The 21816-nt window shown below is 69.1% G+C and carries 28 protein-coding genes and 5 pseudogenes; 15 read left to right on the plus strand and 18 right to left on the minus strand.

Translation table 11 applies throughout. The features are described from left to right. Window positions 1-171, minus strand: coding sequence for a 50S ribosomal protein L32 (rpmF, locus tag ACT2CW_RS37945; RefSeq protein ID WP_060944632.1), 171 nt, complete (start codon window positions 169-171; stop codon window positions 1-3). A 230-nt stretch (window positions 172-401) separates the two neighbouring features. On the opposite strand from rpmF, the gene ACT2CW_RS37950 reads away from it, so the two are divergent. Then, window positions 402-1580, plus strand: coding sequence for a GTP-binding protein (locus ACT2CW_RS37950; RefSeq protein WP_445519867.1), 1179 nt, complete (start codon window positions 402-404; stop codon window positions 1578-1580). Window positions 1581-1751: 171 nt separating this feature from the next. Here the strand turns inward: ACT2CW_RS37950 and rpsN are convergent, their stop codons facing one another. Together rpsN and rpmB are read right to left on the minus strand one after the other, a co-directional pair. Continuing rightward, complete coding sequence (gene rpsN / locus ACT2CW_RS37955) at window positions 1752-2057, minus strand: 30S ribosomal protein S14 (protein WP_086883009.1); 306 nt, start codon at window positions 2055-2057, stop codon at window positions 1752-1754. Continuing rightward, window positions 2057-2293, minus strand: a complete 237-nt coding sequence (gene rpmB / locus ACT2CW_RS37960) for a 50S ribosomal protein L28 (protein WP_164430854.1) — start codon at window positions 2291-2293, stop codon at window positions 2057-2059. The genes rpsN and rpmB overlap by 1 nt, the downstream gene beginning before the upstream one ends. An 87-nt stretch (window positions 2294-2380) precedes the next feature. Between rpmB and rpmG the strand changes: the two genes are divergently transcribed. Genes rpmG through ACT2CW_RS37985 form a run of 5 tightly spaced genes read left to right on the plus strand, consistent with a single transcriptional unit; the run spans window position 2381 to window position 4686 of the window. Then, window positions 2381-2545: a 50S ribosomal protein L33 gene (gene rpmG, locus ACT2CW_RS37965; protein WP_043238828.1), complete on the plus strand. Its 165-nt coding sequence runs from the start codon at window positions 2381-2383 to the stop codon at window positions 2543-2545. Window positions 2546-2550: 5 nt separating this feature from the next. Further along, a complete protein-coding gene (locus ACT2CW_RS37970) occupies window positions 2551-2808 on the plus strand; it encodes a type B 50S ribosomal protein L31 (RefSeq protein WP_445519868.1) in 258 nt (85 codons plus the stop codon). Further along, a complete protein-coding gene (locus ACT2CW_RS37975; protein WP_445519869.1) occupies window positions 2805-3971 on the plus strand; it encodes a GTP-binding protein in 1167 nt (388 codons plus the stop codon). Before ACT2CW_RS37970 ends, ACT2CW_RS37975 begins: the two co-directional genes overlap by 4 nt. A gap of 33 nt (window positions 3972-4004) precedes the next feature. Further along, window positions 4005-4250, plus strand: coding sequence for a 30S ribosomal protein S18 (gene rpsR / locus ACT2CW_RS37980; protein WP_137976988.1), 246 nt, complete (start codon window positions 4005-4007; stop codon window positions 4248-4250). A gap of 52 nt (window positions 4251-4302) precedes the next feature. Next, window positions 4303-4686 (plus strand): hypothetical protein, encoded by a 384-nt coding sequence (locus ACT2CW_RS37985; RefSeq protein ID WP_445519870.1) that lies wholly within the window; start codon window positions 4303-4305, stop codon window positions 4684-4686. Between the two features lie 74 nt (window positions 4687-4760). Here ACT2CW_RS37985 and ACT2CW_RS37990 read toward each other — a convergent pair. The 6 genes and pseudogenes from ACT2CW_RS37990 to ACT2CW_RS38015 form a co-directional block, all read right to left on the minus strand. Further along, window positions 4761-4967 (minus strand): annotated as a pseudogene (locus ACT2CW_RS37990) ((2Fe-2S) ferredoxin domain-containing protein); the annotation flags it as partial. Further along, window positions 4964-5851: a WD40 repeat domain-containing protein gene (locus ACT2CW_RS37995; protein ID WP_445519896.1), complete on the minus strand. Its 888-nt coding sequence runs from the start codon at window positions 5849-5851 to the stop codon at window positions 4964-4966. The pseudogene ACT2CW_RS37990 and the gene ACT2CW_RS37995, both read right to left, overlap by 4 nt. After that, entirely contained in the window at window positions 5848-6270 is a 423-nt protein-coding gene (locus ACT2CW_RS38000) for a CobW C-terminal domain-containing protein (protein ID WP_445519897.1), read from the minus strand. Before ACT2CW_RS38000 ends, ACT2CW_RS37995 begins: the two co-directional genes overlap by 4 nt. Next, a pseudogene (locus ACT2CW_RS38005) lies at window positions 6209-6655 on the minus strand (CobW family GTP-binding protein); the annotation flags it as partial. The gene ACT2CW_RS38000 and the pseudogene ACT2CW_RS38005, both read right to left, overlap by 62 nt. Beyond that, complete coding sequence (locus ACT2CW_RS38010) at window positions 6656-6925, minus strand: hypothetical protein (RefSeq protein ID WP_086883004.1); 270 nt, start codon at window positions 6923-6925, stop codon at window positions 6656-6658. Beyond that, window positions 6877-7335: a Fur family transcriptional regulator gene (locus ACT2CW_RS38015; protein WP_182470097.1), complete on the minus strand. Its 459-nt coding sequence runs from the start codon at window positions 7333-7335 to the stop codon at window positions 6877-6879. The genes ACT2CW_RS38010 and ACT2CW_RS38015 overlap by 49 nt, the downstream gene beginning before the upstream one ends. Window positions 7336-7509: 174 nt before the next feature. Between ACT2CW_RS38015 and ACT2CW_RS38020 the strand changes: the two genes are divergently transcribed. Next, window positions 7510-8589, plus strand: a complete 1080-nt coding sequence (locus ACT2CW_RS38020) for a permease (RefSeq protein WP_445519871.1) — start codon at window positions 7510-7512, stop codon at window positions 8587-8589. Continuing rightward, complete coding sequence (locus ACT2CW_RS38025; RefSeq protein ID WP_445519898.1) at window positions 8586-9377, plus strand: TIGR03943 family putative permease subunit; 792 nt, start codon at window positions 8586-8588, stop codon at window positions 9375-9377. The genes ACT2CW_RS38020 and ACT2CW_RS38025 overlap by 4 nt, the downstream gene beginning before the upstream one ends. A gap of 70 nt (window positions 9378-9447) precedes the next feature. On the opposite strand, the pseudogene ACT2CW_RS38030 reads toward ACT2CW_RS38025, so the two are convergent. The 4 genes and pseudogenes from ACT2CW_RS38030 to ACT2CW_RS38045 form a co-directional block, all read right to left on the minus strand. Continuing rightward, window positions 9448-9696, minus strand: a pseudogene (locus ACT2CW_RS38030) (SCO5389 family protein); the annotation flags it as partial. Between the two features lie 16 nt (window positions 9697-9712). Further along, window positions 9713-10069: pseudogene (locus ACT2CW_RS38035) on the minus strand (ATP-binding protein); the annotation flags it as partial. Between the two features lie 114 nt (window positions 10070-10183). Then, the gene (locus ACT2CW_RS38040) at window positions 10184-11143 is read right to left on the minus strand and encodes an LLM class flavin-dependent oxidoreductase (RefSeq protein WP_445519872.1); all 960 of its coding nucleotides are present in this window, start codon (window positions 11141-11143) and stop codon (window positions 10184-10186) included. Window positions 11144-11282: 139 nt separating this feature from the next. Then, window positions 11283-12020, minus strand: coding sequence for an SDR family oxidoreductase (locus ACT2CW_RS38045; RefSeq protein ID WP_445519873.1), 738 nt, complete (start codon window positions 12018-12020; stop codon window positions 11283-11285). A 127-nt stretch (window positions 12021-12147) separates the two neighbouring features. Here ACT2CW_RS38045 and ACT2CW_RS38050 point away from each other — a divergent pair, with 127 nt between their 5' ends. Beyond that, complete coding sequence (locus ACT2CW_RS38050; RefSeq protein ID WP_164430817.1) at window positions 12148-12612, plus strand: MarR family winged helix-turn-helix transcriptional regulator; 465 nt, start codon at window positions 12148-12150, stop codon at window positions 12610-12612. Window positions 12613-12638: 26 nt separating this feature from the next. Beyond that, window positions 12639-12953, plus strand: a complete 315-nt coding sequence (locus ACT2CW_RS38055; RefSeq protein ID WP_445519874.1) for a transposase — start codon at window positions 12639-12641, stop codon at window positions 12951-12953. Here the strand turns inward: ACT2CW_RS38055 and ACT2CW_RS38060 are convergent. The 4 genes from ACT2CW_RS38060 to ACT2CW_RS38075 form a co-directional block, all read right to left on the minus strand. Beyond that, window positions 12846-13760 (minus strand): phosphatase PAP2 family protein, encoded by a 915-nt coding sequence (locus ACT2CW_RS38060; RefSeq protein WP_445519875.1) that lies wholly within the window; start codon window positions 13758-13760, stop codon window positions 12846-12848. The two genes, ACT2CW_RS38055 and ACT2CW_RS38060, sit on opposite strands and share 108 nt — an antisense overlap. Window positions 13761-13854: 94 nt before the next feature. Then, on the minus strand, window positions 13855-14811 hold the full coding sequence (locus ACT2CW_RS38065; RefSeq protein ID WP_445519876.1) for a hypothetical protein: 957 nt from the start codon (window positions 14809-14811) through the stop codon (window positions 13855-13857). Beyond that, the gene (locus tag ACT2CW_RS38070) at window positions 14808-15149 is read right to left on the minus strand and encodes a PadR family transcriptional regulator (protein WP_445519877.1); all 342 of its coding nucleotides are present in this window, start codon (window positions 15147-15149) and stop codon (window positions 14808-14810) included. Before ACT2CW_RS38070 ends, ACT2CW_RS38065 begins: the two co-directional genes overlap by 4 nt. Window positions 15150-15558: 409 nt before the next feature. Next, window positions 15559-16161, minus strand: coding sequence for a TetR/AcrR family transcriptional regulator (locus ACT2CW_RS38075; protein ID WP_325116937.1), 603 nt, complete (start codon window positions 16159-16161; stop codon window positions 15559-15561). Window positions 16162-16247: 86 nt separating this feature from the next. Here ACT2CW_RS38075 and ACT2CW_RS38080 point away from each other — a divergent pair, with 86 nt between their 5' ends. Both ACT2CW_RS38080 and ACT2CW_RS38085 read left to right on the plus strand, forming a co-directional pair. Beyond that, on the plus strand, window positions 16248-17474 hold the full coding sequence (locus ACT2CW_RS38080) for an amidohydrolase family protein (RefSeq protein ID WP_445519878.1): 1227 nt from the start codon (window positions 16248-16250) through the stop codon (window positions 17472-17474). Then, window positions 17471-18325, plus strand: coding sequence for an alpha/beta hydrolase (locus ACT2CW_RS38085; RefSeq protein ID WP_445519879.1), 855 nt, complete (start codon window positions 17471-17473; stop codon window positions 18323-18325). Before ACT2CW_RS38080 ends, ACT2CW_RS38085 begins: the two co-directional genes overlap by 4 nt. A gap of 220 nt (window positions 18326-18545) precedes the next feature. Here the strand turns inward: ACT2CW_RS38085 and ACT2CW_RS38090 are convergent, their stop codons facing one another. Further along, a complete protein-coding gene (locus ACT2CW_RS38090) occupies window positions 18546-18989 on the minus strand; it encodes an ATP-binding protein (protein WP_164430811.1) in 444 nt (147 codons plus the stop codon). Window positions 18990-19287: 298 nt separating this feature from the next. Between ACT2CW_RS38090 and ACT2CW_RS38095 the strand changes: the two genes are divergently transcribed. The 3 genes and pseudogenes from ACT2CW_RS38095 to ACT2CW_RS38105 form a co-directional block, all read left to right on the plus strand. Further along, window positions 19288-19980, plus strand: a complete 693-nt coding sequence (locus ACT2CW_RS38095; protein ID WP_445519880.1) for a FadR/GntR family transcriptional regulator — start codon at window positions 19288-19290, stop codon at window positions 19978-19980. Continuing rightward, window positions 19977-21251, plus strand: a complete 1275-nt coding sequence (locus ACT2CW_RS38100) for an MFS transporter (RefSeq protein WP_445519881.1) — start codon at window positions 19977-19979, stop codon at window positions 21249-21251. The genes ACT2CW_RS38095 and ACT2CW_RS38100 overlap by 4 nt, the downstream gene beginning before the upstream one ends. A 283-nt stretch (window positions 21252-21534) precedes the next feature. Beyond that, window positions 21535-21714 (plus strand): annotated as a pseudogene (locus ACT2CW_RS38105) (ISAzo13-like element transposase-related protein); the annotation flags it as partial. Between the last annotated feature and the right edge of the window lie 102 nt (window positions 21715-21816).

Raw genomic sequence — 21816 nt, forward strand, 5'->3', positions numbered from 1 at the left:
TCAGTCCTCGGGGTGCAGCAGGCCGCGCCGGTAGGCGGGGACGAGCCGCCGCGGTACCTGGTGTTCGCGGCCGTCGATGGTGATGGTCACCAGTTCCGGCGTGCTCGCCTTCCACTGCGCGCGGCGGTGGCGGGTGTTGCTCCGGGACATCTTCCGCTTGGGCACGGCCATGTCGTATGGGCCCTTTCCTGGTCGGTGTTGTTCCCGCTGACCGTACATGAAAATGGGTACCGTTTCCATGTAGTGTGCTGGCTGCTGTGAGGTCGTCGCTGAGGAGGAGAAGTGCCGCCGTTGGTGATGTTGCGGGTACGCAGGACTGCTTATGCGCTCGTCACTGCCATCGGACGGGGGCAGGGGTGAGGGCTGGGGGTGAGGGAAGGGGGCGCGGCCTGCTGGGCGTGGTGTCCGGCAACACCCCTGAAGCGCGAGGCCGCGTTCTGGACCTGCTGCGGCGTGCCTCGCCCGACGTGCTGGTGCTCTCGGTCTCGGTCCATGGAGACGTGGCGGGGCGGTACCCCTTTGTGCAGCGCTTTGCCGTGGGTGGTGATGAACGCCAGCGGGCCTCGTTGTCTCAAGTGGCCACCGGTGACCCGGCAGTGATTGTCCGCCAGGATCTGGGTGCCATCGCCAGGGCCGCCCCGTGCGCGCATGTCGTGCTCGCGCTCCCTGACAACGTTGACGCCCTGCCGTTTCTGGCGGAGCTGTGGCGAAGCCCGCTGGGAAGGACTCCGCTGTCGGATTGCTACGATCTCGCACCCCTCGCCGTCGGCGTCGACCCCGGCCGACTGCTGAGCGACCTGCGCTGTGTGCACCGCGCCGCCCACGTCTTCGGTGACCATCCGCAGGCTGTCCCCCTTACGCTCGCCGAGGCCGCGGCCCGGCAAGTGGAGGCTGCCCACGTGATGGTCCTGCGGAATGGAGGATCGGAGGACGACGGCCGCCTTGACGGCTCCCGTGCTCTGCTCGCCCATCTCAACCCGTCCGCCCTGGTCCTCCTCGATGGGGAAGAACGCGACAGCGCCTTGCTGACGCCTTTGACGCGGCCCGGTTCCGGGTGGGCCGCGGCCGGACCGGCCGACCGGCTCGATGTCGTCGCCCCCGCCCTACGCCGCCGTGGCATCGACCGTGGCGTGGCCTCGGTGCTGTGGCGGTCCCGGCGCCCGTTGCACCCCCAGCGGCTGGCGGAGAGCCTGCCCCAGGTCATGCCCGCGGTGGTGCGCAGCCGAGGGCACCTGTGGGTGGCCACACACCCGGACGCGGTCATCTCCTGGCGCTCGGCCGGCCGTCATCTCGAACTGCGGCAGGCGGGGAGCTGGTTGGAGGACGGGGATACGGGCGCGTGGCGCGCCGCGTCGTCCGAGCGTCGAACCCTGGCCTCGTGGCACTGGGATGACCGCTACGGCGAGCGTCGCAACGAGATCGTGTTCATCGGAGCGGAACTGGACGCGGACCGGCTGCGGGCCGCGCTGGACACCGCCGTACTTGACGACGGTGAACTGGCACTCGGCCCCGACCACTGGGCCGACCTGCCCGATCCGCTGCTCGGCACCGCGACCCAGGACCCCAGGGCTGAACCTTAGGTGGCCAGGGCCGTGTGGCAGACGGTAACGCCCGTTGATCGTTGCCAAATCTGCTGCCGGGGAGGCTGCCGACGCGAGTGCGAACGCGGGCGCGGCGGGGACCGCGGTGCGGACGCTTCGGGCCGGAGTACGGCATGTGGCGTCCGCCCGCGTCCGGTGGCCCGGTGAGGGTTACCAGCTGCTCTTGGTCACCCCGGGGAGTTCGCCCGCGTGGGCCATCTCGCGCAGCCGGATCCGCGAGAGGCCGAAGGCGCGCAGATGGCCGCGCGGGCGGCCGTCGATGGAGTCGCGGTTGCGTACGCGGGTGGCGCTGGCGTCGCGGGGCTGGCGGCGCAGTTCCCGCTGGGCGTCGAGCCGTTCCTCCGCCGAGGTCCTGGGGTCGGCGATGACCGCCTTCAGTTCGGCGCGGCGCTTGGCGTAGCGGGCCACGACCACGCGCCGCTTCTCATTCTTGGCGATCTTGCTCTTCTTGGCCATCAGACCTTCCCTCCCCGGGCGCGGATACGGGCCACGGCGGCCTCGATGCCGATGGCGTCGATGGTCTTGATGGCCTTGGTGCTGAGGGTGAGCCGGATATGGCGGCCCTCGCTCGGCAGCCAGTAGCGCTTGCGCTGGACGTTGGGGTCGAATCGGCGCTTGGTGCGGCGGTGCGAGTGGGAGATGTTCTGGCCGAAGCCGGGCTGTCGGCCGGTGAGTTGGCAGTGGGCGGACATGGTTCCTCTCGAAGTGTCCGGGAGTGGTACGCGGAGCACCGTACCAGCTTGATGAAAATGAAAACCAAATCTATTATGCTGGTGTGCATGGCACGCAATGAACTACGCCCGATCATCAAGCTGAGGTCCACGGCGGGCACCGGCTACACGTATGTGACCCGCAAGAACCGGCGGAACGACCCCGACCGCATGACCCTGCGCAAGTACGATCCGGTCGCCGGCCGCCACGTCGACTTCCGTGAGGAGCGCTGACCGCCATGAAGCCCGGAATTCACCCCGCGTACCGGCCCGTCGTCTTCCGGGACCGGGCCGCCGACTTCGCCTTCCTCACCTGCTCCACCGCCACCAGTGACAAGACCGTCGAGTGGCAGGACGGCAACACCTATCCGGTCATCGACGTCGAGATCTCCTCGGCGAGCCACCCCTTCTACACCGGCAACCAGCGCGTCGTGGACACCGCGGGCCGCGTCGAGCGGTTCGAGCGGCGCTACGGACACCGGGGGAGGGGCCGGTGACCGCGGAGGAGAACCGGCTGGCCGTGGCGGTCGTGGGCGGACTGCACGCCGACGCCCGCCGTGCCGCCGTCGAGGAGATCCTGCGCACGGTGCCCGGCTCCGTGGCGCTGCACCACGACCTGTCCGCCGCCACCGACCGCGCGGTGCGCCGCACCGTACGCGACGCCTCCGGGCCGCTCGGCGAGGGCGAGGCGCCGCTGGTGAACGACTGCGCGTGCTGTGCGCTGCGCGAGGACATGGTTCCCGAACTGCTGCGCCTGGCCACGGGCGGCGGGCACCGGCTCGCGGTGGTCGAGTTGTGGGACTCGGTCGAGCCCCAGGCCATGGCCGCCGTCATCGCGGCCGAGGGCGCGCCGCTGGAGCTGACCGGGGTGGCCACCGCGGTCGATCCGGCCCTGATGGTGCCGTATCTCGCGAACGGTGACGATCTCGCCGAGGCCGGTCTCGCCGCCGCCCCGACCGACCAGCGCACCATCGCGGACACCTTTGCCCGGCAGCTGGAGTACCCCACGGTGATCGCCGTCGCCGAGGACGAGACGTCCGAAGAGCCCGCGGACGACGGCGATCTGGCCCTGCTCACCCAACTCACCCCGGGCGCACGGCAGCTGCGGCTCGGCGAGGGGGCCCTGGGGCCCGCCCTCCTCGAGGGCTTCGACATCGCGGCGGCGGCCGCCCGTCAGCACCCGGCCTGCGCACTGTTGCCACAGGACAGCGATGAGCACGGAGTGAGCACCCTCGTCTGGCGGCGCCACCGTCCCTTCCACCCGGGCCGTCTCTACGAGGCGCTGGAAGACCTGAGCTGTGCCGCGGCCCGCAGCCGGGGCCGCTTCTGGCTGGCGGACCGGGGGGACACCCTGCTGTCGTGGGACGCGGCGGGCGGTGCGCTGTGTGTGGAGTCGGCCGGGCCGTGGCTGGCCGCGCTGCCGGACGCCGCCTGGGAGATGGTCCCGGCGGAGCGGCGGGTGGCCGCCGCGCTGGACTGGCACCCCGACCACGGCGACCGCTGTCAGCACCTCACCTTCACCTCGCCCGGCCTCGACCGCGACGGGCTGCTGGCCCTGCTCGACTCGTGTCTGCTGACCGACGCCGAGTACGCGGCCGGGCCGGACGCCTGGAGCCGGCTGCCGCACGCCTTCGACGAACTGCTCGACCCGGTCGCCTGACGGCGCCCCACGCTCAACGGACAGGATTCACTCATGGCCCGCCGCACCACCATCACCGACCGCCGGGGAGCCAAGCGCCCCCGCGTCAACCCGCTCGACGCCGCCGGCATCACCTATGTCGATTACAAGAACACTGACCTGCTGCGGAAGTTCATCTCCGACCGCGGCAAGATACGCAGCCGCCGGGTGACCCATGTGACACGACAGCAGCAGCGCCAGATCGCCCGCGCCATCAAGAACGCGCGCGAGATGGCCCTGATTCCCTACGGCTCCCGTTAGCTGTCCGGTCGCGTCGACCTGACGTTCGCCTCAGTTGCCTCGGAGGAGCCTCATGTCGCAGGGACCGGACGACCGTCCGAACCGCCCCTTCACTCTTGTCGTCTGCGGGAGCTGTCGTGGGGAAGGCGACGGCGATGAGGTGATGGAGAGCCTGCGCAAGGCCGTTCAAGGCTCTTCGCACGGCGTCCTCGTTTCCACCGGATGTCTCGGCAAGCTCCTGGACTGCCGTCGTCGCCATGGGCTGTACGCTGCCGTCCAGCCGTGTGCGGTGGATCGCAGGCCCAGCGGACCTGTGGCGCGGCTGGGACCGATCGCCACCGTGGCCGACGCCGAGGCGCTGAGCGCGTGGCTACGGAGGGGGATGCCGGACGATGACACACTTCCCGACCGGCTGCGTGCGGTCCCTTCTCCGGCGGGAGCCGCCCACCTCAACTGACGGCCTCACGGCCTGGCGAGGGCGCATTCTCCACACCGAAGCGGGGCCCGACGGTTGGACCGTCGGGCCCTCTTGGCTTGGCCGCACGGGCCGAGGCAGTCCGTCGTGCGGACGGCGAGCCACCCACCGGAATCGGCGGCTGCGGCGCGCAACTGGTCGAGTTGCCACTGATGGTCGACATGGGGTTGCTTGCGCGGGTTGCCGCAGCAGCAGCCACGGCAGACGACCAGGGTGCACGGCCGGTCGCGGGCGGCCCCGATCGTGGCCTTAACGAGACTCACAGCGTGGTCCGGGAAGGCAGCCGGTGGGCGCGTATCCGGCCGTCCCGGTGGGCGGAGACCAGCAGCTCGGGCCCGGCCCAGGCCAGCGCGGTGATGGTCTCGTGGCAGCGCAGGGAGCGGGGGGCCGTGCCGGCGGGGCCCTTGCCGGAGAAGTCCCAGACGGTCACGTCGGGGGCGCCGTCGGCGGCGAGCCAGAAACCGGTGTCGTCGAAGGCGAGGCGGGAGACCTTCTCCGGGTAGCCGGACATGGTGAGCTCGCCCGCATCGCGGGCGCGCCAGATGTGGATGGAGGCGTCCTGGTTGCCGCTGCAAATCCACCGTCCGGTGGGGGCGACGGCGAGCGCGAGGTGCGAGCCGATGTAGGGGTAGGTCATCACCGGCTTGAGGGTGTGCCGTTCGTGGCAGCGCACGGCCCCGTAGGCGGCGACGGCCAGCCGCCGACCCTGGCGCAGCCAGGCGAGGTCGGTGACGGTGGTGGCCGCGGGCTCGGTGGCCCACCGTTCCTCGCCGTCCGGGGTGAGGACGAGGGCACGGCGTCCGGCGGCGATGGCGACCCGTTCGTTGTCCGCCCACGCCGCTGTGGCGGACCAGGCGCCGGTGTCGCGAACCGTCGTACGGCCGTCCTCCCTGCACCACAGGGCGTAGCCGGTGGGCCCGGTGGCGGCCGCGTGCCGGGCGTCCGGGGCGAGGGCCACGCTCAGGGCCCCGCCGGGCAGTTCGAAGGTGCCGATGCCCGCACCGGTGGTGGCGTCCAGGATCCAGATCGTGCCCGCCGCGCCCGCGACGGCGATCAGATCCTGGCGGGCGTTGAGAGCGACGGGCGCGTCGTCGACGGCGGTGTCCCAGGCGGTGGCGAGGTCGGTGTCGGATGCGGTGATGTTCATGCGGCGGCTCCGGCGGTGGCCAGGCAGTCGGCGAAACCGCGCTCCAGGGCCTCCCGGTCGAGGTCGCGGCCGATGAAGACCAGTCGGTTGCGGCGCTGCTCGCCGTCGTGCCAGTCGCGGCCGAACTCGCCGACGAGCAGCATGTGTACGCCCTGGAAGACGTACTGCTTGGGCGCCCTGGCGAGGGCGAGGATGCCCTTGGAGCGGAAGATGTCGACGCCCTTGGTCCGCAGCAGAGTTCCCGGCCACCGGTTGAGGCGTTCCTCGTCGAGCTCGCCGGTCAGGTCGATGCCGACGGAGCACGATCCGGTCGGCGAAGGCGATCTGCTCGACGGCCTCGTTCTCCACGCCCTCGGGCTTGACCTCGTCCAGATGCCGGAGCACGTGCGCGGCGTCGACCAGGGTGACGATGGCGTCAAGCCGCAGTTGGGCGGCGATCTCGTCGTCCATGAAGAAGGTCTGGGCGACGGGGGCGGGGTCGGCGAGACCGGTGGTCTCGATCAGGATGTGATCGAACTTCTCGCGCCTGCGCATCAGCGCGCCCAGGATGCGGATGAGGTCTCCGCGCACGGTGCAGCAGATGCAGCCGTTGTTCATTTCGAAGATCTCTTCTTCGGAGTCGAGGACGAGGGCGTCGTCGATGCCGACCTCGCCGAACTCGTTCTCGATGACGGCGATGCGCAGTCCGTGCTGCTCGGTGAGGATGCGGTTGAGCAGGGTCGTCTTGCCGGAGCCGAGGAAGCCGGTCAGGACGGTGACGGGGACGCGCTCGTCGCGGGGCTCGTCGAGGGTGGGCGTGGTCATTCAGGCTCCTTCGGGGGACGGGGTGAGCAGGGCGGTTCGCAGGTCGTCCTCGGTGATCTCTTCGGCGGTGGTGTGCAGGGCCCATCGGCGGGCCTGGCCGTTCATGGGAAGGACGGCGATGACCGTTTCCAGGGGTGGGCAGCCGGGTTCGGCGCAGGCGAGTTGCCGGATGACGACGGCTGTGTCGTCGTCGAGTCCGAGCAGGCGCCGTACGGACTGCCTCAGCTCGCGCAGCTGCGGGCTCTGCCCCGGGCGGGCTCCCAGTGGCATGGCGACGGTTCTCCTTCGTCGGTGGCGGGCTGACAGTCGCCGCAGATGCCGGTGAGTTCGACGGTGTGCTCCACCGCGGCGAATCCGGTGTCCGCTCCGACCCGGTCGGCCCATCGCTCCACGATCTCGGAGTCCACCGGCCGACTGCGGCCGCAGCAGCGGCAGATCAGGTAGTGACGGTGTCCGTCGGCGGGCCGCGGGCGGTAGAGCCGTTCTCCCGCCTCGTCGCGTACGACGTCGACGCCACCGGTCGCCTCCAGATCCCGCAGGGCCCGGTAGACCGTGGTCAGCCCGATCGGAACGTCGGCCGCGGTCAGCAGCGTGTGCAGTTCCTGCGCGGAGACGAAGTCCTGACAGCCGGTGAGGACGCGCAGGACGGCGGTTCGCTGCCGGGTCCTCCGGCTGCTCACGGCGGATCACCTCACTGGCACTCGGCGGGAAGCGGTATGCATAGAGAGTAGATGAAAATGAAATCCATGGCCATGTGAATGTCTCTTCATGCGTGATGGTGTGTCTGCCGCCCATCCGCCGCCGTTAAGGTGAGCCCGGATGCCGCCGTGGCGAAAGCCGTTATGGGGAGACGAATGGACAGTGATGTCGATATAGCGCCGCCGCATGAGAGCAGCGGCCGGACGCTGCCGCGGCGCCCCGACGGAGCGGACGGGGCCGACCAGTCCGGTGGACTGCGCACAGCGGCGCGCGTCGCCGTTCAGGCGCTGATCGCTGGGGCCCCGGTGGTGCTTCTCGGCGGAGTCGCGATCGTGCTGGGGCCGGACATCACCACAGCGCTCGACGATCGGGCGGTGGCGGCGTGGCGGACGGTGTTCACCGCGATCGTCATCCAGGGCGTGCCGTTTCTACTGCTGGGCACGGTGGTGTCGGCCGCGATCAGTGCGTTCGTACCGGCGTGGGTGTTCACCCGGGTGCTTCCGCGCAATCCGGCGCTCGCCGTGCCCGTGGCCGGTGCCGCCGGGGTGGTGCTGCCGGGGTGTGAGTGCGCTTCGGTGCCGGTGGCCGGGAGTCTGATGCGGCGGGGGGTGGCCCCGGCGGCGGCGCTGGCCTTTCTGCTGTCGGCCCCGGCCATCAACCCGATCGTGCTGGTGGCGACCTATGTGGCCTTCCCCGGCAACCCGGAGATGGTTGCCGCCCGTCTGATCGCTTCGCTGCTGACCTCCGTGGCCATGGGCTGGCTGTGGATCCGGGCGGGCCGCGAGGAGTGGCTGCGGCTGCCGAAGGGACCGGTCGGGCACGCGCCCGGCGCGAGCCGTGCGGAGGAGTTCCGGGTCTCGCTCCAGCATGACTTCCTGCACGCCGGGGGCTTCCTCGTGGTCGGCGCGGCGGCCGCCGCCACGTTCAACGTCGCGGTGCCACACTCGGTACTGCGGCTCTTCTCCGACTCCCCGTGGCTGTCGCTGCCCATGCTGGGGCTGCTCGCGGTGGTCCTCGCGGTGTGCTCGGAGGCCGACGCGTTCGTCGCCGCCTCGCTGACCGGCTTCTCACCCACCGCCCGGCTCGCCTTCATGGTGGTCGGCCCGATGGTGGACCTGAAGCTCATCGCCCTTCAGTCCGGCACCTTCGGGCGCGCCTTCGCGGTGCGCTTCTCGTCGGCCACCTGGGTGGTGGCGGTGGCGTGCAGCGCTCTGGTGGGGTGGTGGCTGCTGTGAAGCGCAACATCCAGGTGCTGCTGCTCCTCTTCCTCGGGGTCGGTCTGCTGCACATCTCCCTGCTGACCGATCTGTATCTGCGTTATGTGCGCCCGGGGCTGCGGCCCGCGCTCATCGCCTCCGGGGTGCTGCTGATCGCGCTCGGCGCGGTGAGCGCCGCCCGCGACGGCTTTCCGTTCAACCGCCCCCGCACGCATGGTGACGCTCAGGACCAGGACCAGGGCAACGAAGCGGACCACGGCCACGGCCACAGCCACGCGGGCGGGCCGAAGGTCGCCTGGCTGCTGTACGTACCGGCCCTGACCATCCTCTTCCTGGCGCCGCCCGCACTCGGCTCCTACACTGCCTCCCGCGACGACGCCAAGGCCCCCAAGGCCCCCGCCTCCACCACCGGTGACAGTCTTTTCCCGGCCCTGCCCGACAAAGGCGTTGTCGAGATGTCGCTGAACGACTTCAGCTCCCGGGCGGTCTGGGACACCGACCGCACCCTGAAGGGCCACACCGTGCGCCTCACCGGCTTCGTCACCCCGGGCCGCCACGGCACCTGGTACGTCAGCCGCCTGGTCATCAGCTGCTGCGCCGCCGATGCGCAAGTGCGCAAGGTGCGGGTGCACGGGCCCGCCGCGCCGCCCGCCGACACCTGGGTGACGGTCACCGGCACCTGGCGCCCCACCGGAAAGCTGGGCACCGACGACGCCAGCCCGGCCCTCGACGTCTCCATCGTCGACCGCGTTCCCGCGCCCAAGGACCCTTACCACGATGTGGTGGTCACCCCGGACAGTCGCTGAAGAGGCGGCAGCGTACCCAGCGCACCTGAGCCCCGGACCAGCGGCCCGGGGCTCAGATGTGCTGCGCGGCTCAGCAGTCGCGGAACTCGGGTGACTGGTTGAGGATCTGGGAGCGCGTGGAGGTGAACTTCGCATATGTGGCGCCGTTTTCGGTCCCGGGTCGGAACGCGGCCACCCGGTGGCAGTTCATGAAGGCCAGGGTGATGCCGAAGTGGCGTTCCAGACTGCTGCGGATGGCGTTGCCGGCCAGGGCCCGCAGCAGCTGTCCGCGTTCGGCTTCCGACCGGGGGATGCGGGTCCTGTCGACTGGGGTTGCGGATGTGGATGAGCGGGGTTCAGCTCGATGCCGTGGGGCCGGCGATGGGTGCCTCGGACAGAGCTGCCGGTCCGTGCTGGAAGTCGGGGTCGACCTGGGTGCTCAGGTCCTGGCCGGTGGCGCGGTCGGCCCAGGCGCGGGCGTTGCGCAGATGGAACTCGACCGCCTGCCTCTGGAAGGTCTCCCAGTCCTTGGTGCGGCCGTCCACCGCGATGCGCAGCTCCTCCAGTGCCAGGCGGTGCTCGGGTTCCAGCTCCCCGGTGTGGCGGCCCTGTTCGCGGGCGCGGACCCAGTCGGAGTGGCCGAAGCAGACCAGCAGGTCGTCGCCGACGTGCTCCTTGAGGAAGAGCCGGTCGTCCTCGCCGGTCACCTTGTCGTCGGCGAAGTCGATGCCGACGTTGTTTGATGTGTTGACCTGCGTGAACCGGCCGTAGTCGAAGGGGGCGGGGGCGGCCATCGGTCGGCCAGGAACGCAGCGGACTCTCGCCGGTTACGGCAGTGGACGATGAAGTGGTTCAGCTCGTTCGGCATCTTGGTTCCTTCGATGTGAGCGGTCCGGCGCCCTGGTTGTGCTGTTCGGGGAGGTGAGTTTGTCCCCGAGGATGTCGGCGAGCAGGTCGATCTGCTTCGGGTCGGTGTCGTTGCCCACGAAGACGAGTTCGTCGAGTCCGGCTGCTTCGTGGGCGGTGACGGTTGCGTGGATCATGTCGGCGGTGGTGGCCGCTGTGTCGATGACGGTCCGGACGTAGTCGGGGCCGGCGAAGGCGTAGTAGTCGTTGACGGCGCGGGCGAGGGATCGGTGTGCGTGGCCGCCGAGGGCGAACATCGCCGTGGCCCTGGTGCGCGGACGTCCTTGCCTGCCGGCCTCCTTCCAGCGGCTGTGGAGGCGGGTGGCGAATGTGATGAACTCGTCGATGTCTCCGCCGGTTCCGGCGATCCATCCGGTGCCGTGGGAGACGATACGCCGCAGCGTCGCCTGTGATGCGCCGCCGAACCACAGTGGCGGCCCTCCGGGGGTGACCGGGGCCGGACCCACCTCCTCTTCACCCCGCCAGATGGCGGTGACGCGTTCCACCAGTGTGTCCAGGGCACGCCCTCGAGTACGGAAGTCCAGGTGGCTCGCCCGGTAGTCGTCTTCGCGGGCTCCGGGAGCGAGACCGAGATGGAGCCGTCCGGCGCCCGCGATCCGGTCCAAGGTCGCCGCGGCCTTGGCGAACAATGCGGGGTTGGTGTGCAGCGGGGCCAGCAGCACGCTGGTGACCAACCGGATGCGTTCGGTGGCCCCGGCCGCCGCGGCCAGTGTGATCAGGGGTTCCGGAGTGGACCAGGCCAGGCGGTCGCTGGCGATCAGCGAGGCGAATCCCCGCTCCTCAGCCCGCCGCGCCCACGTCACCAACGTACGCTCCTCAACGCCGGTGACATGACCCGGCAGCCCTACGCCTATCTCCATTTGCCGTGTCTCTTCCTCGATAACGGACCGGGTGGTGCGTGTCCTTCCACCGCTGCCGGCTGTGCTTCGTCGACAGCAGCGGAAGGCGTTGCCCGCCCGACCGCATGACGTGCGTCGGGGTGTTTTCAGTTTCGGTGGCTCAGCTTTTGAGCGTGCCGCCGTACTCCTCCGGTACGAGGTCGGCCTGCTCGGCGCCGCTCCTGATCAGATCGAGGATTGTGTCGGCGGCGCCCTCGGGCGACTGGGGTACCAAGCCGCTGGAGCCCTCCATTTTCAGCGCGCCTGCGACGTCGCCGCGGACCGTCCTGACGAACTCGGTCTCGGTGATCGACGGGAACATCATCGACACGGCGATGTTGTCGTCGGTGAGCTCGACGCGGGCGATGGCCGAGAGCTTGGCGAGGGCGGCCTTGGAGGCGGAGTATGCGCCGGATCCGGGCAGCGACGACCAGATGATCCCGGAGCCCACGTTCACGATGGCCCCGGCTCCCTGCTTGCGCATGTGCGGAAGGACGGCCTGCGTCGCGGTCAGGGGTGCGACGAGGTTGAGTTCGAGGACGGCCCGGAAGTCCTCGGGGTCGATGGCGTCGACGGTCGCTTGCAGCCCCTGGCCTGCGTTGTTCACCAGGACGTCGATCCGCCCGAACTTCTCGATCGCGGCTTCTACGGCCGCCGCGACCTGGGCCCGGTCCGTCACATCGCATGGCACGGCCAGGGCCACGGACTCGCCGAGTTCCTCGGCGAGCTGTCGGATGCGTTCCTCGCGGCGAGCGAGGAGCACCACGCGCGCACCGGCGCGGGAGGCGGCGCGTGCGGTGGCCCCTCCGATGCCTGACGACGCTCCGGTCACGAGTACTACGGCTCCGCTGATGTCCATAGGGGATTCCTCATCCATGAGTCGGTGGATTGCCTGAGCAGCGCCACGGCCTTCGAGGCGCGGGGGCGTCCGCCATTCAATGCTATCAATTGACAGCTATCAAGCGATAGGAAGGTATCCTCGTGACATGAGCGATGTCAAAGCCGCCAGTCTCCACGAGCTGGCCGACCTGGTCTTCGCCGTGGGGCGGCAGCTTCGGCCCCCGACGGACCCCGCCTTCGAGCCGTGCACGCCGATCGAGATCAGCGTCATGCGGTACATCCACCACCACCCCGGCACGTCCGCGCGAGCCGCGTCGGAGGCGACCCTGCTTCCGTCGAGCAACTTCAGCCGGGTACTGCGCGGCCTGGAGAAGAGGGGGCTCGTGGATCGCGTCGTGGACGACCGCAACGCCCGAGGCGTGCGCCTGTACCCCACCGACAAGGCCCACCAGAATCACCAGATCCTCCGCGACAACTGGGACCGGACCCTCCGGGGCATCATCGACGACCCCGCCACCATCGAGATCGTCAATGCCACGCTCCGGCGTATCGAGGATGAACTCATAGCCCGGCGCAGCGGGACGGACGCCGATGGCGCTCAATCCGACTAGGCAGTTTCGTTTGGATCAGTCGATCGTTGGTCCGGGCGTGCCGGTTAACTGATGCGCAGTGGATGCGAATCGAGCCGTTGCTCCCGGACCGGACACCGAAGCGTGGTGGCCGGTGGCGTGATCACCGGGAGGTGATCGACGCGATCGCGTCCACGTTCCAGACCGGAACGCAATGGGTTCACCTGCCGGATTCTCCAGGATGCGCCGGTTCCCGCCCGGAGCCGGCCGGGTGGTCAGTCCAGTGCGGGGCGTGTGCGGCGTGCGGTGTGTGCGGGCCGCCCGACTGCGGCGTACCAGACCAGGGCCGCACATATGAAGGCCGTCGCCGCGGAGACCAGTGACCTTGTGAGGGTGTCGTTCCGTGCGCCGGAAACGAGGGCGACGGCCAGTGCCAGCGTCAGGGTGATGACGGGCAGCGCACGGGGGCTCCGCGTGGCACCTGGCGCGGCGGCCGGCGGCAGCAGCCAGGTCGCGAGGCCGTAACAGGCACAGGCCAACAGCGTGGCTCCCAGCACTTCGCTGGGCCGGTGGCCGCCCATGGTCGCGCTGGCGGCGGCGATGCAGGCGAGCCACAGCACACCGGCCATGGCGACGTAGGGGCGGATGCGGGGGGACACCACGAGGACGGCGGCGAGGGTCAGCGCGGCGGGGATGGCCGAGTGCCCGCTGGGGAAACCCTGATCAAGGAGATTCTCAGGCGCGCCCACCAGATCGGGGCGGGGCAGGATGGTCGATTTGAGCACATCGTTGCCTCCGGCCGTGAGAATGACGACCCCGAGCGCCGCGCAGCCCTGCCGCCAGCACCGCCGCACCAGGGTGAGGACCACGATGACGGCCAGGCCCACCATCAGCGTGGGCTTGGCACTCAACTCCATCGGCGGCAGGGGCGTCGAGCCGTAGGCCGCTCCTGACAGGGGGTAGATCCATGCTTCTTCGCCGCCCTGTTTACCGAGATAAAACCAGGGGTTTTCAGCTCGTTGCCCCCACGGGGTGCAGATGGCGAGCAGGTAGACCGTCAGGAACCCCAGGGTGTACAGCAGAGCCGGCATCCACGGCCGTGTCGTACGCGACGGGCTGGGGCCTTCGGGGGCCTGCCTTGAGGCCCCCGGACGGTGCGCGGGTAGGGACGGGGAATCGTGCTGAGTCATCGTTCTGTTTCTTCCGTTGGGGGGAGTGCGGTCACGCACGTCTTGCGGCGCGACGTGGGCCGCCGGGCTCGGTCGGCCCACCGGGGGTGCGCTCCTAATCGGCGAGCGCCCGGTTCTCCCGGCGCTGGGCGGTGATCGCCAGGACCGGGAGGGGTGCGATCAGGAGAAGGAGGACGACCAGGTCCGGAAAGGACTGCATGAACGCGTCCGGCTGGACGACGATCGCCTGCGTGCGGATGAACGCGACCGCCGCGACGGGGATCAGCCACCGGTAGTCGCCGGTGGCGGCCGTCGCCACCCACGCGGCGATCAGCGCCGCGACTTCGAGGACGAACAAGCCGCGTTGGAAGGCCGGACTGACGGAGATGATGTGCAGGCCCCCGGCCACGAACATGGCGAGCACGACGGGGGCCAGCCAGCGGTACGAGCGGCGTCGCAGACGGCTGGGACGGCAGAGCGCCAGCACGGCGCACGCGGCGCACAGTGCCCCCGAGAGCACCAGGTCACGGGCCGTTATCGGGGCGCCAAGACCGTAGTAGCCCAGGCCCGCCTTGCCCTCGTCGCCGAAGACGGTGCGGCCGTGGGACGTGGCGCCGGCCCAGATCATGGCTGCCGCGGCCGGCAGCGCGATCCACGCTCTGCCACGCAGCAGAGCGATCAGGCAGCCCAGCGGGAGCAGCCCGTAGGGCAGCAGCCGTATCCGCGTGGGCCCTTCGGCCCACGGGTACCAGCCGGAGAAGCGGAAGGCGATGGCGTGCTGTCCGGGGTCGATGTGCAGTGCCCAGTGCCACACGTCCTGCAAGTACGGAACCAGCGCCAGCGCGGCGAGGGTCAGGGCGGCCAGATGGATGCCGTCCAGCCACCACGGCCGGGCCGTGTCGTCGACGACGGCGCGGGCGCGGGCCTGCACCCCGGCGCGCAGCAAGGCGGCAACTTCCCGCGTCGGGGGCCAGGAGCGGCCGGGATACGCCTCGTCCAGGCAGGCCAGCAACTCCTCTCCCTGCCGGGAACGGTAGGGCTCGGGATAGGCCGCAAGCAGCAGACGATTCATGCCGGGGCCGCTCCGGCATCCCGCGCGTGTCCGATGACGACGGCCGCCGCCTGCTGCATCCGCAGCGCCTCCCGGCGGAGCGCCTCGGTGCCGTCTTCGGTGAGCCGGTAGTAGCGCCGCGCCCGCCCGTCCACGATCTCCTCATGACCGGCGGCCACCAGCCCGGCCCGCTCCATCCGCTCCAGCGCGCCGTAGAGAGTGCCGACAGCGATCCGGAGCCGCCCGTCGGTGGCCTGCTCGGCAGCCTTGATGATGCCGTAACCGTGCAACGGACCATCCATGAGTGCAGCAAGGATGAAGTACTGCGGTTCCGTCAAGGGCGGATTCTGTCTGGTCATGCATCGAGCATATATCGAGCTACGAAATATATCTGCCAGCCCTGAGTGATCGACCAGCACCGGTGCGTGCCCGTCGCCGCCGGCGTCGTGGTAGCCGGTGGGCGCCGCTACGTGGTGCACCTCCTGGCGCAGCGGCCGCAGACCGACGGGTGAAGTCGCCGCCCACTTTGGCGAGCCGGTTCAGCTGTCCCGGCCATGGGCCGGCCGCGTTGACGACCACCTCGGCGGACATAGGCAGGGCCACAAAGGTGAGGTCGGCTCCGGACGCGACAGCTACGGGGCCGTGGCTGTCGCAGGCGTGAGCGAAGACCGACTCTGCCAGCAGGAAATGGTCGAGGCTGCTTGTCAGCGCCTTCGCGGACAGGGTCCGAGGGATCGGGTGAGGCGGCGGCAAGGGTCGAGGGTCTGCTCAACGCTCCGGACGTGATCGTGGAACGGATCGGCCCTCTCTCATGCGCAGGATCAAGGTGACCGCGTCCTCCGAGCGGGTTCCGGGAGTCAGGACTTCCTGCAAGAGGAGGCCGCGAATCGCGGCAATGGTGACGGTGGCCACATCCCTCGCTTCCTTCGTGTCGAGCCCTTCGCGTTCCGCGAGTGAGGACAGCATCGCGGTCAGGTCGTCGATCGACTCCACGAACTCACGGAAGTCCTCGGGGCCGTACGCGGCCAGTCCGACGACGTAGAAGAAGCCGCGGACACGCGACAGCTGCTCCGGCCGGGTGTAAGTACGCCAGATCGCCACGACGAAATCGTCGAAGGTGCCCTGCTGGGCGACCTCCAGAAGTGCCTCGTTGTCACGGGATCGCTGCGCCTTGAGCATGGCGGCCAAGACGCCCCAGAGTGACCCGAAGTGGTATCGCAGCAGGGCGTGGCTGGTCTCGATCCGGGCGGCGATCTCACGGAGCGACATCTCCGGCGGGGGCAGGGCCTCGCCGAAGGCGTCGAGAAGCCGTGCCAGGAGTCGCTCGCGCGCGCTGCCCTTGCGTTCCGAGGTTGACAGGATCACTCCCACAGTTTATCCATTGGAAAAGATGGATGGGCGGTTCCGTGTTGCTTCGCACATGGTCGCAGTCAGCTCGCAACGGCGGAGGATCGACTATGGGACCTGCTCAGGTAGTCGGCGCGACGGTCATCGACGGAACGGGGCGCGATCCCAGCAACCTCGACATCACTATCGAGAACGGCCGCATCACCCGACTCGGGGCCTTGAGCGCGCACGGCGAGCGTTTCGATGCCGAAGGGTTGACGATGACGCCCGGCCTGATCGACGCTCACGTCCACCTGGGCCTGTCGAGCCCGATCCAGCCGCACTTCTCGTTTCGGATAAGCGCCGCCGAGATCGCGGCGGACATCTTCGCCACGGCCGGCGCGACGCTCGACGCCGGCTTCACCACCGTTCGCGACACCGGCGGAATCGACGGCGGTGTCGTCACCGCGATCGCGAAGGGCAAGGTCAGAGGGCCGCGCGTCCTGTCGTGCGGACCTGTTCAGTGCCAGATCGGCGGCCACGGCTACTACGGAGCCGAATGGGAACCCACCGAGCTGTGGAGCAGCCACCACATCCCGGGCCTGTGCGCCCTCTCCATGATGGCAGGCAACGCGGACGAACTGCGGCACAACGTCCGCGAAGCCTTCCGTCGCGGAGCCTCCTTCCTGAAGCTCTGCGTGACCGGCGGAGTGGTGGGCGCACGTGATCGACTGACCGACACCCAGTTCACCGTCGAAGAGATCGCTGTCGCAGTTCAAGAAGCTGCGGCACGCAACACCTACGTGACAGTCCACGCCCACAACAACGAGGGCATACGAAATGCGGTCGAGGCCGGGGTGCGCTGTGTCGAGCACGGCACCAGCCTCGACGAATCCACAGCGACCCTGATGGCCGCTCGCGAGGTTGCCCTCGTGCCCACGTTCGCTGTCGTCGAGCAACTGCTGCACGACACCGCCGGAGCCGGTCTCGCCGAGTCGACCCGCGACCGAGCCAAGGGCGTACACGAGCAGATGACGGAGGCGCTCGCTGTCGCCAAGCACGCAGGAGTACGGATCGGGCTGGGTTCCGACCTCATCGGCCCGGCCCAGGACCGTCGCGGCAAAGAACTCAGCCTGCGCGCGGCCCTCGAGACGCCGATGGAAGCGCTCGTGGCGGCGACCCGGACCAACGCCGAGATCCTCGGCCTGTCCGGCCAGGTGGGTGTCATCACTCCCGGCGCGCAGGCAGACCTCGTTCTGTGGAACGGCAACCCGCTCGAAGACCCAGAACTGTTCGCCGACCCCACCAACGCCGTCCTCGTAATCCAGGCCGGCCGAATCGTAAAGGACCTCAGATGAGCACCATGTGGCAGGGCTGCCTCGCAAACACCGACTACTTCGAGATGCGCTCCAGCGGTGGGCACGACTACGGCGTCTGGGTCACCACGCCACCGCTCTACGACCCTGCCGCGGCGCAAGCGCCTGTCGTGTACGTGCTCGACGGCAACTGGACCGTGGGCATGACCGCCCCACTCATCGTCACGCAACTGGACCCCATGCAGTCGATTCAGCCCTACGTGCAAGTCAGCGTGGGGTACGCGGGCGAGGAAGCAGAGCGCTGGGAGCGGTTGCGCAACCGAGACCTGGTGCCCCCCGGCGAACCCATCGCGAAGGAGTACATCGATGCGGTGGAGATGGGGGTCGAAGCGGGCACGACGACTCGTGAGCAAGCCGACGCCTACCTCGCTGAATTGAGCGACAGCCGCGGGGACATGTTCCTGAACTTCCTTACCGACGACCTACACCCGCGGATCGAACGTGACTACGGCACAGCCCCGAGCGGTCACGGCCTCTTCGGCTATTCCTACGGCGGACTCTTCAGCCTCTACGCCTGGCTCACCAGTGGCACCTTCTTCGAGAGCATCGGCGCGGGCAGCCCCGGCATTGTCCATGCAGACAGTCAGGTCTTCGCTCGTCTTCAAGCAATGGGTGACACCCTGCCTGCTACCAAGCTTCACGTGACCTTCAACGACCGAGAGATCCTCGGGGACCTGGCGGTCTACCAGAATCTCACGAAGAACACGGCCACGTTCCTCCACCGCCTCGCCTCACGCAGCGGATCCGTCACCAGCGCACTCATGCACGAAACGCACGTGACGGGGCTACAGGCATCGTTCCTCAGCTACCTCAGGACCTGCCGTGCCCAGTAAGCCTGGACGCCGCGGCTCTGCCTGACCGCCGCGCTGGGCTGCGGCCGGCCGCACTGGCACAGTCTTCGGGCCGGCATGACCCCTTGGCCAAGTACAAGACCGGGCCGCTGCTCACGAAGCTCCCCCTTGACCGCCTCCACCAGATGCAGGTGACACGTCTGCCGCGCGACCGCACGCTGCCGTGCGGGGTGGACGCCGAGGGGCCTGGTCAGGGCGTGGACTATTGGATTTCCGCCCATCGAGTGGTTCCGCCTTGGTAGGTCGTGGTTCCGGAGCGGGCGGACAGTGCGGCGACGATGGCACTCCCGCGGCCGGTCTCCTCGGGTAGCCGAGGAGACCGGCCGCGGTGGGGCAGCAGCGCCGGGCCCGCGTCCGTGACCTCGATGCGGACAGCGCACGCGGCCCGGCCACCCTGCCGGGACAGGCACAGCGACGCAGGGGGAAGGGCGTGAACGACCGCATTGGTGATCAGTTCGGAGACGACCAGAAGCGCATCGTCCGCAAGGTCCGAGGGGATGCGCCACTGTTGCATAGCGCGGGCGGCGCATCGGCGGACGGCGGCAAGACCTTCTGGAATGTGAGGCAGAGGGAAGACCACATCTGTCCGAGCGGATGAGACTGTCTCAAGGCTGTTGCCGAGCTTCACGGGCAGGTTGTGATTCATGGTGCTGTCCAGGGGGTGTTCCCGGTGGGGCGGGGGCCGGAGAGGAACGTCTCGGGCGCGGTACGGCGGCGCCAGGCCACCGGGGATCCTGCGGGGATCGCCCCTCAGCCATGACGATGACGTCCGTACCGACTCTCTCGTCGTTATTGACGACTAACGTTATGGGTGATTCACATTCAACGTATGTCCTGGTATCAGCGGAGTCAAGAGACGGGCGAAAAGGAAAAAGGTTACCGACCGCTCACCTGGGCCGAGCGTTCCCGTACAGATGTCAGACATTCGGTGTTAGGGTCGCCTTATGAGAGATCTTCGTGCGCCGCGCCGCGTCGCGAGCTTGTCGGCGCAACTGGTGGACACCCTTCGTGAGCAGATCACATCCGGCGCATGGCCTGTAGGGATGCGGATTCCGCCCGAACATGATCTGGTCGAGCAACTCGGTGTGGGGCGTACGACGGTGCGCGAGGCGCTCGGCGCGCTGGTGCATCTGGGCCTGCTGGAGGCTCGGAAGGGTGACGGGACGTACGTCCGGACGTCGAGCGAAATGCACTCGGTACTGATGAGGCGCGCCAACACCTCGAGGCGGAGCGACGTGCTGGAACTGCGCGCAGTACTGGAAGAGTACGCCTCGGGCTTGGCCGCGTTGCGGCGTACCGAAGACGACCTGAATCGCCTTCGGGACCTCCTCGACGAGGCCGAGGCGACGGCGGATTCACCGGAGATGGCCGCCATCGCGGAGATCGACACCCGCTTCCACCAGGCCGTGGTGAGTGCCAGTGGGAACACCCTTCTTACCGAGGTGTACGACGTCCTCAGCATCGCGGTCACCGAACAGATCGGCGGCATGCTCTGGCCCAGCGCGACGGCCGCGGAGCACTGCCTTCTGCACAGGCGTCTCGTCGAGGCGATCGCCGCGCAAGACGAGGTCGGTGCGCGCTACTGCGCCACCGAGATCGTGAAGCTCACCGAGACCGGAACGGAACGACAGAAGTGACCACCTCGAGGAACTCCCGCGCCGGCCTCACCACGGCTACGAAGGCCGACCGGATCGCAACCCCGAAGGCGCCGGTTACTACGCCCGCCCTTTCGGCCGGCCTCTTGATCGCGATCCTTTTGGTGGCGGCCAACCTGCGCGTGACCTTGACGGGTGTGGGCACACTGCTGCCGGCCATCGAGCACGACACCGGGTTGACCGCGTCAGAGGGAGGCGTACTGAGCACCCTGCCGCTGTTTGTGTTTGCTGTGACTTCGCCCTTCGTCGGGCGCACCTCGCACCGGGTCGGCACCACCCGCCTCCTCGTGGCCGCCCTCGCAGTGCTGGCAGCGGGCACCGTGATCCGGTCCTTGCCTTCGCTTGCCTGTTTGTTCCTCGGAACCGTGATCCTCTCGGTGGCGATCGCAGTTGGCAACGTCCTGCTACCTACGGTGATTCGCACCCACGTGCCCGGCCCGCGGGTTCATACCGTCAGCGCTCTCTACGTCACCGCTATGGGAGTGGTCGCCGCTCTGTCGTCCGGCATCTCCGTCCCGCTTGCCGGGGTCCTACCCGGAACCTGGCATTCCGCCCTGGCCTGGGGAGTGGTCGTCGCCGTCGCCGCTCTCGCCGTGTGGTTGCCTCGGCTACGCGGCTCCCGCCCGGACGGCGGCGTGCGGTCTCGTGGGACACACGCTCGAACACCATGGCGATCCTGGCTGGCGTGGCAGGTGTCCTTCTTCATGGGCCTGCAATCCCTTGCCTTCTACACCGCCGTCGCTTGGCTGCCCAGCATGCTCGGTCAGCAGGGCATGAGCACCACATCTGCCGGCTGGATGCTGTTCTACTACCAGCTCGTCGCATTGGTCACGAGCATGCTGCTGCCTTTGATCACTCGAGGCCGCCACGACCAGCGCTTCGCTGCTGCCACGGGCTCAGCGATCGTCGCCGCAGGCTTCGCGCTCCTGCTCCTCTTTCCAGCGCTCGCACTCGCGGCGTGCACTCTTCTCGGGTTGGGCGCCGGTGCCTGTCTCGTGCTCGCCCTGAGCTTCCAAAGCCAACGTGCCACTGGTCCCAGCGAGACCACAGCCCTGGCCGGGATGGCTCAGTCCATCGGCTATCTCGTCGCCGCGGCCGGACCCCTTCTTCTGGGCGTCCTCCACGACACCACCGGCAGCTGGACTGGTGCCCTCCTTCTCCTCACCGCATTGAGCCTGGTCATGGCCGCTGCCGGTTATGGCGCCGGACGCGACCGCCACGTTCGCACCCGGCCTGACCGCGAGACAGACTAACGCCGTCCAGAACACATCGGACCGGATGCAGGAAACGCGGAGTCAGCCCCCTGAGCCGCTGCGGGAAATCCGCAGCTCCGCAGGCGCCCTTCCGCCCGGGCATCTTCGAGGCGTTGGACGATCTGCCACATGCGCGTGCTGCTCCTGGCGACCAGGATGGGCGATTCCCCCGTATCACCCCAGGTGCGGTGGACGAGTCTCAGAGCCTGTCCACCCCGATGGCCACGTCGCCGCGGGCGCCGGGGCGCAGGCGCGACCAGGCGAACGCCGCCGTGGCCGAGCGCCGCGGTGGACGGCGAAGTCGCTGCGGCACCTGGCTGCCGAACTCGTCCGGCAGGGCCATCGGGTGACTGCGCCCACGGTGGGTCGGCTGTTGAAGGAGCACAGGTTCAGCCTGCGGGGGACCGCCAAGACATTGGAAGGCGATCAGCATCCGGACCGGGCCGCGCGGTTCCGTTGGATGCTTTGTGACGTTCTTGCCGGTCAGGCCCCCCTGGACGTCAAGGGGCACTCCGCTCTGGGCACACGCCCGCCGCCGCCATGTGTGTGGGCGGAAGACATGCTG

The sequence above is a fragment of the Streptomyces sp. NEAU-174 genome (assembly GCF_052665095.1).

Coding starts and splice junctions, on each gene's coding strand:
- rpmF (WP_060944632.1), bottom strand. CDS start 171: ATGGCCGTGCCCAAGCGGAAGATGTCCCGGAGCAACACCCGCCACCGC.
- rpsN (WP_086883009.1), bottom strand. CDS start 2,057: ATGGCCAAGAAGAGCAAGATCGCCAAGAATGAGAAGCGGCGCGTGGTC.
- rpmB (WP_164430854.1), bottom strand. CDS start 2,293: ATGTCCGCCCACTGCCAACTCACCGGCCGACAGCCCGGCTTCGGCCAG.
- rpmG (WP_043238828.1), top strand. CDS start 2,381: ATGGCACGCAATGAACTACGCCCGATCATCAAGCTGAGGTCCACGGCG.
- ACT2CW_RS37970 (WP_445519868.1), top strand. CDS start 2,551: ATGAAGCCCGGAATTCACCCCGCGTACCGGCCCGTCGTCTTCCGGGAC.
- rpsR (WP_137976988.1), top strand. CDS start 4,005: ATGGCCCGCCGCACCACCATCACCGACCGCCGGGGAGCCAAGCGCCCC.
- ACT2CW_RS37985 (WP_445519870.1), top strand. CDS start 4,303: ATGTCGCAGGGACCGGACGACCGTCCGAACCGCCCCTTCACTCTTGTC.
- ACT2CW_RS37995 (WP_445519896.1), bottom strand. CDS start 5,851: ATGAACATCACCGCATCCGACACCGACCTCGCCACCGCCTGGGACACC.
- ACT2CW_RS38010 (WP_086883004.1), bottom strand. CDS start 6,925: ATGCCACTGGGAGCCCGCCCGGGGCAGAGCCCGCAGCTGCGCGAGCTG.
- ACT2CW_RS38020 (WP_445519871.1), top strand. CDS start 7,510: ATGGACAGTGATGTCGATATAGCGCCGCCGCATGAGAGCAGCGGCCGG.
- ACT2CW_RS38040 (WP_445519872.1), bottom strand. CDS start 11,143: ATGGAGATAGGCGTAGGGCTGCCGGGTCATGTCACCGGCGTTGAGGAG.
- ACT2CW_RS38045 (WP_445519873.1), bottom strand. CDS start 12,020: ATGGACATCAGCGGAGCCGTAGTACTCGTGACCGGAGCGTCGTCAGGC.
- ACT2CW_RS38050 (WP_164430817.1), top strand. CDS start 12,148: ATGAGCGATGTCAAAGCCGCCAGTCTCCACGAGCTGGCCGACCTGGTC.
- ACT2CW_RS38060 (WP_445519875.1), bottom strand. CDS start 13,760: ATGACTCAGCACGATTCCCCGTCCCTACCCGCGCACCGTCCGGGGGCC.
- ACT2CW_RS38065 (WP_445519876.1), bottom strand. CDS start 14,811: ATGAATCGTCTGCTGCTTGCGGCCTATCCCGAGCCCTACCGTTCCCGG.
- ACT2CW_RS38070 (WP_445519877.1), bottom strand. CDS start 15,149: ATGACCAGACAGAATCCGCCCTTGACGGAACCGCAGTACTTCATCCTT.
- ACT2CW_RS38080 (WP_445519878.1), top strand. CDS start 16,248: ATGGGACCTGCTCAGGTAGTCGGCGCGACGGTCATCGACGGAACGGGG.
- ACT2CW_RS38085 (WP_445519879.1), top strand. CDS start 17,471: ATGAGCACCATGTGGCAGGGCTGCCTCGCAAACACCGACTACTTCGAG.
- ACT2CW_RS38090 (WP_164430811.1), bottom strand. CDS start 18,989: ATGAATCACAACCTGCCCGTGAAGCTCGGCAACAGCCTTGAGACAGTC.
- ACT2CW_RS38095 (WP_445519880.1), top strand. CDS start 19,288: ATGAGAGATCTTCGTGCGCCGCGCCGCGTCGCGAGCTTGTCGGCGCAA.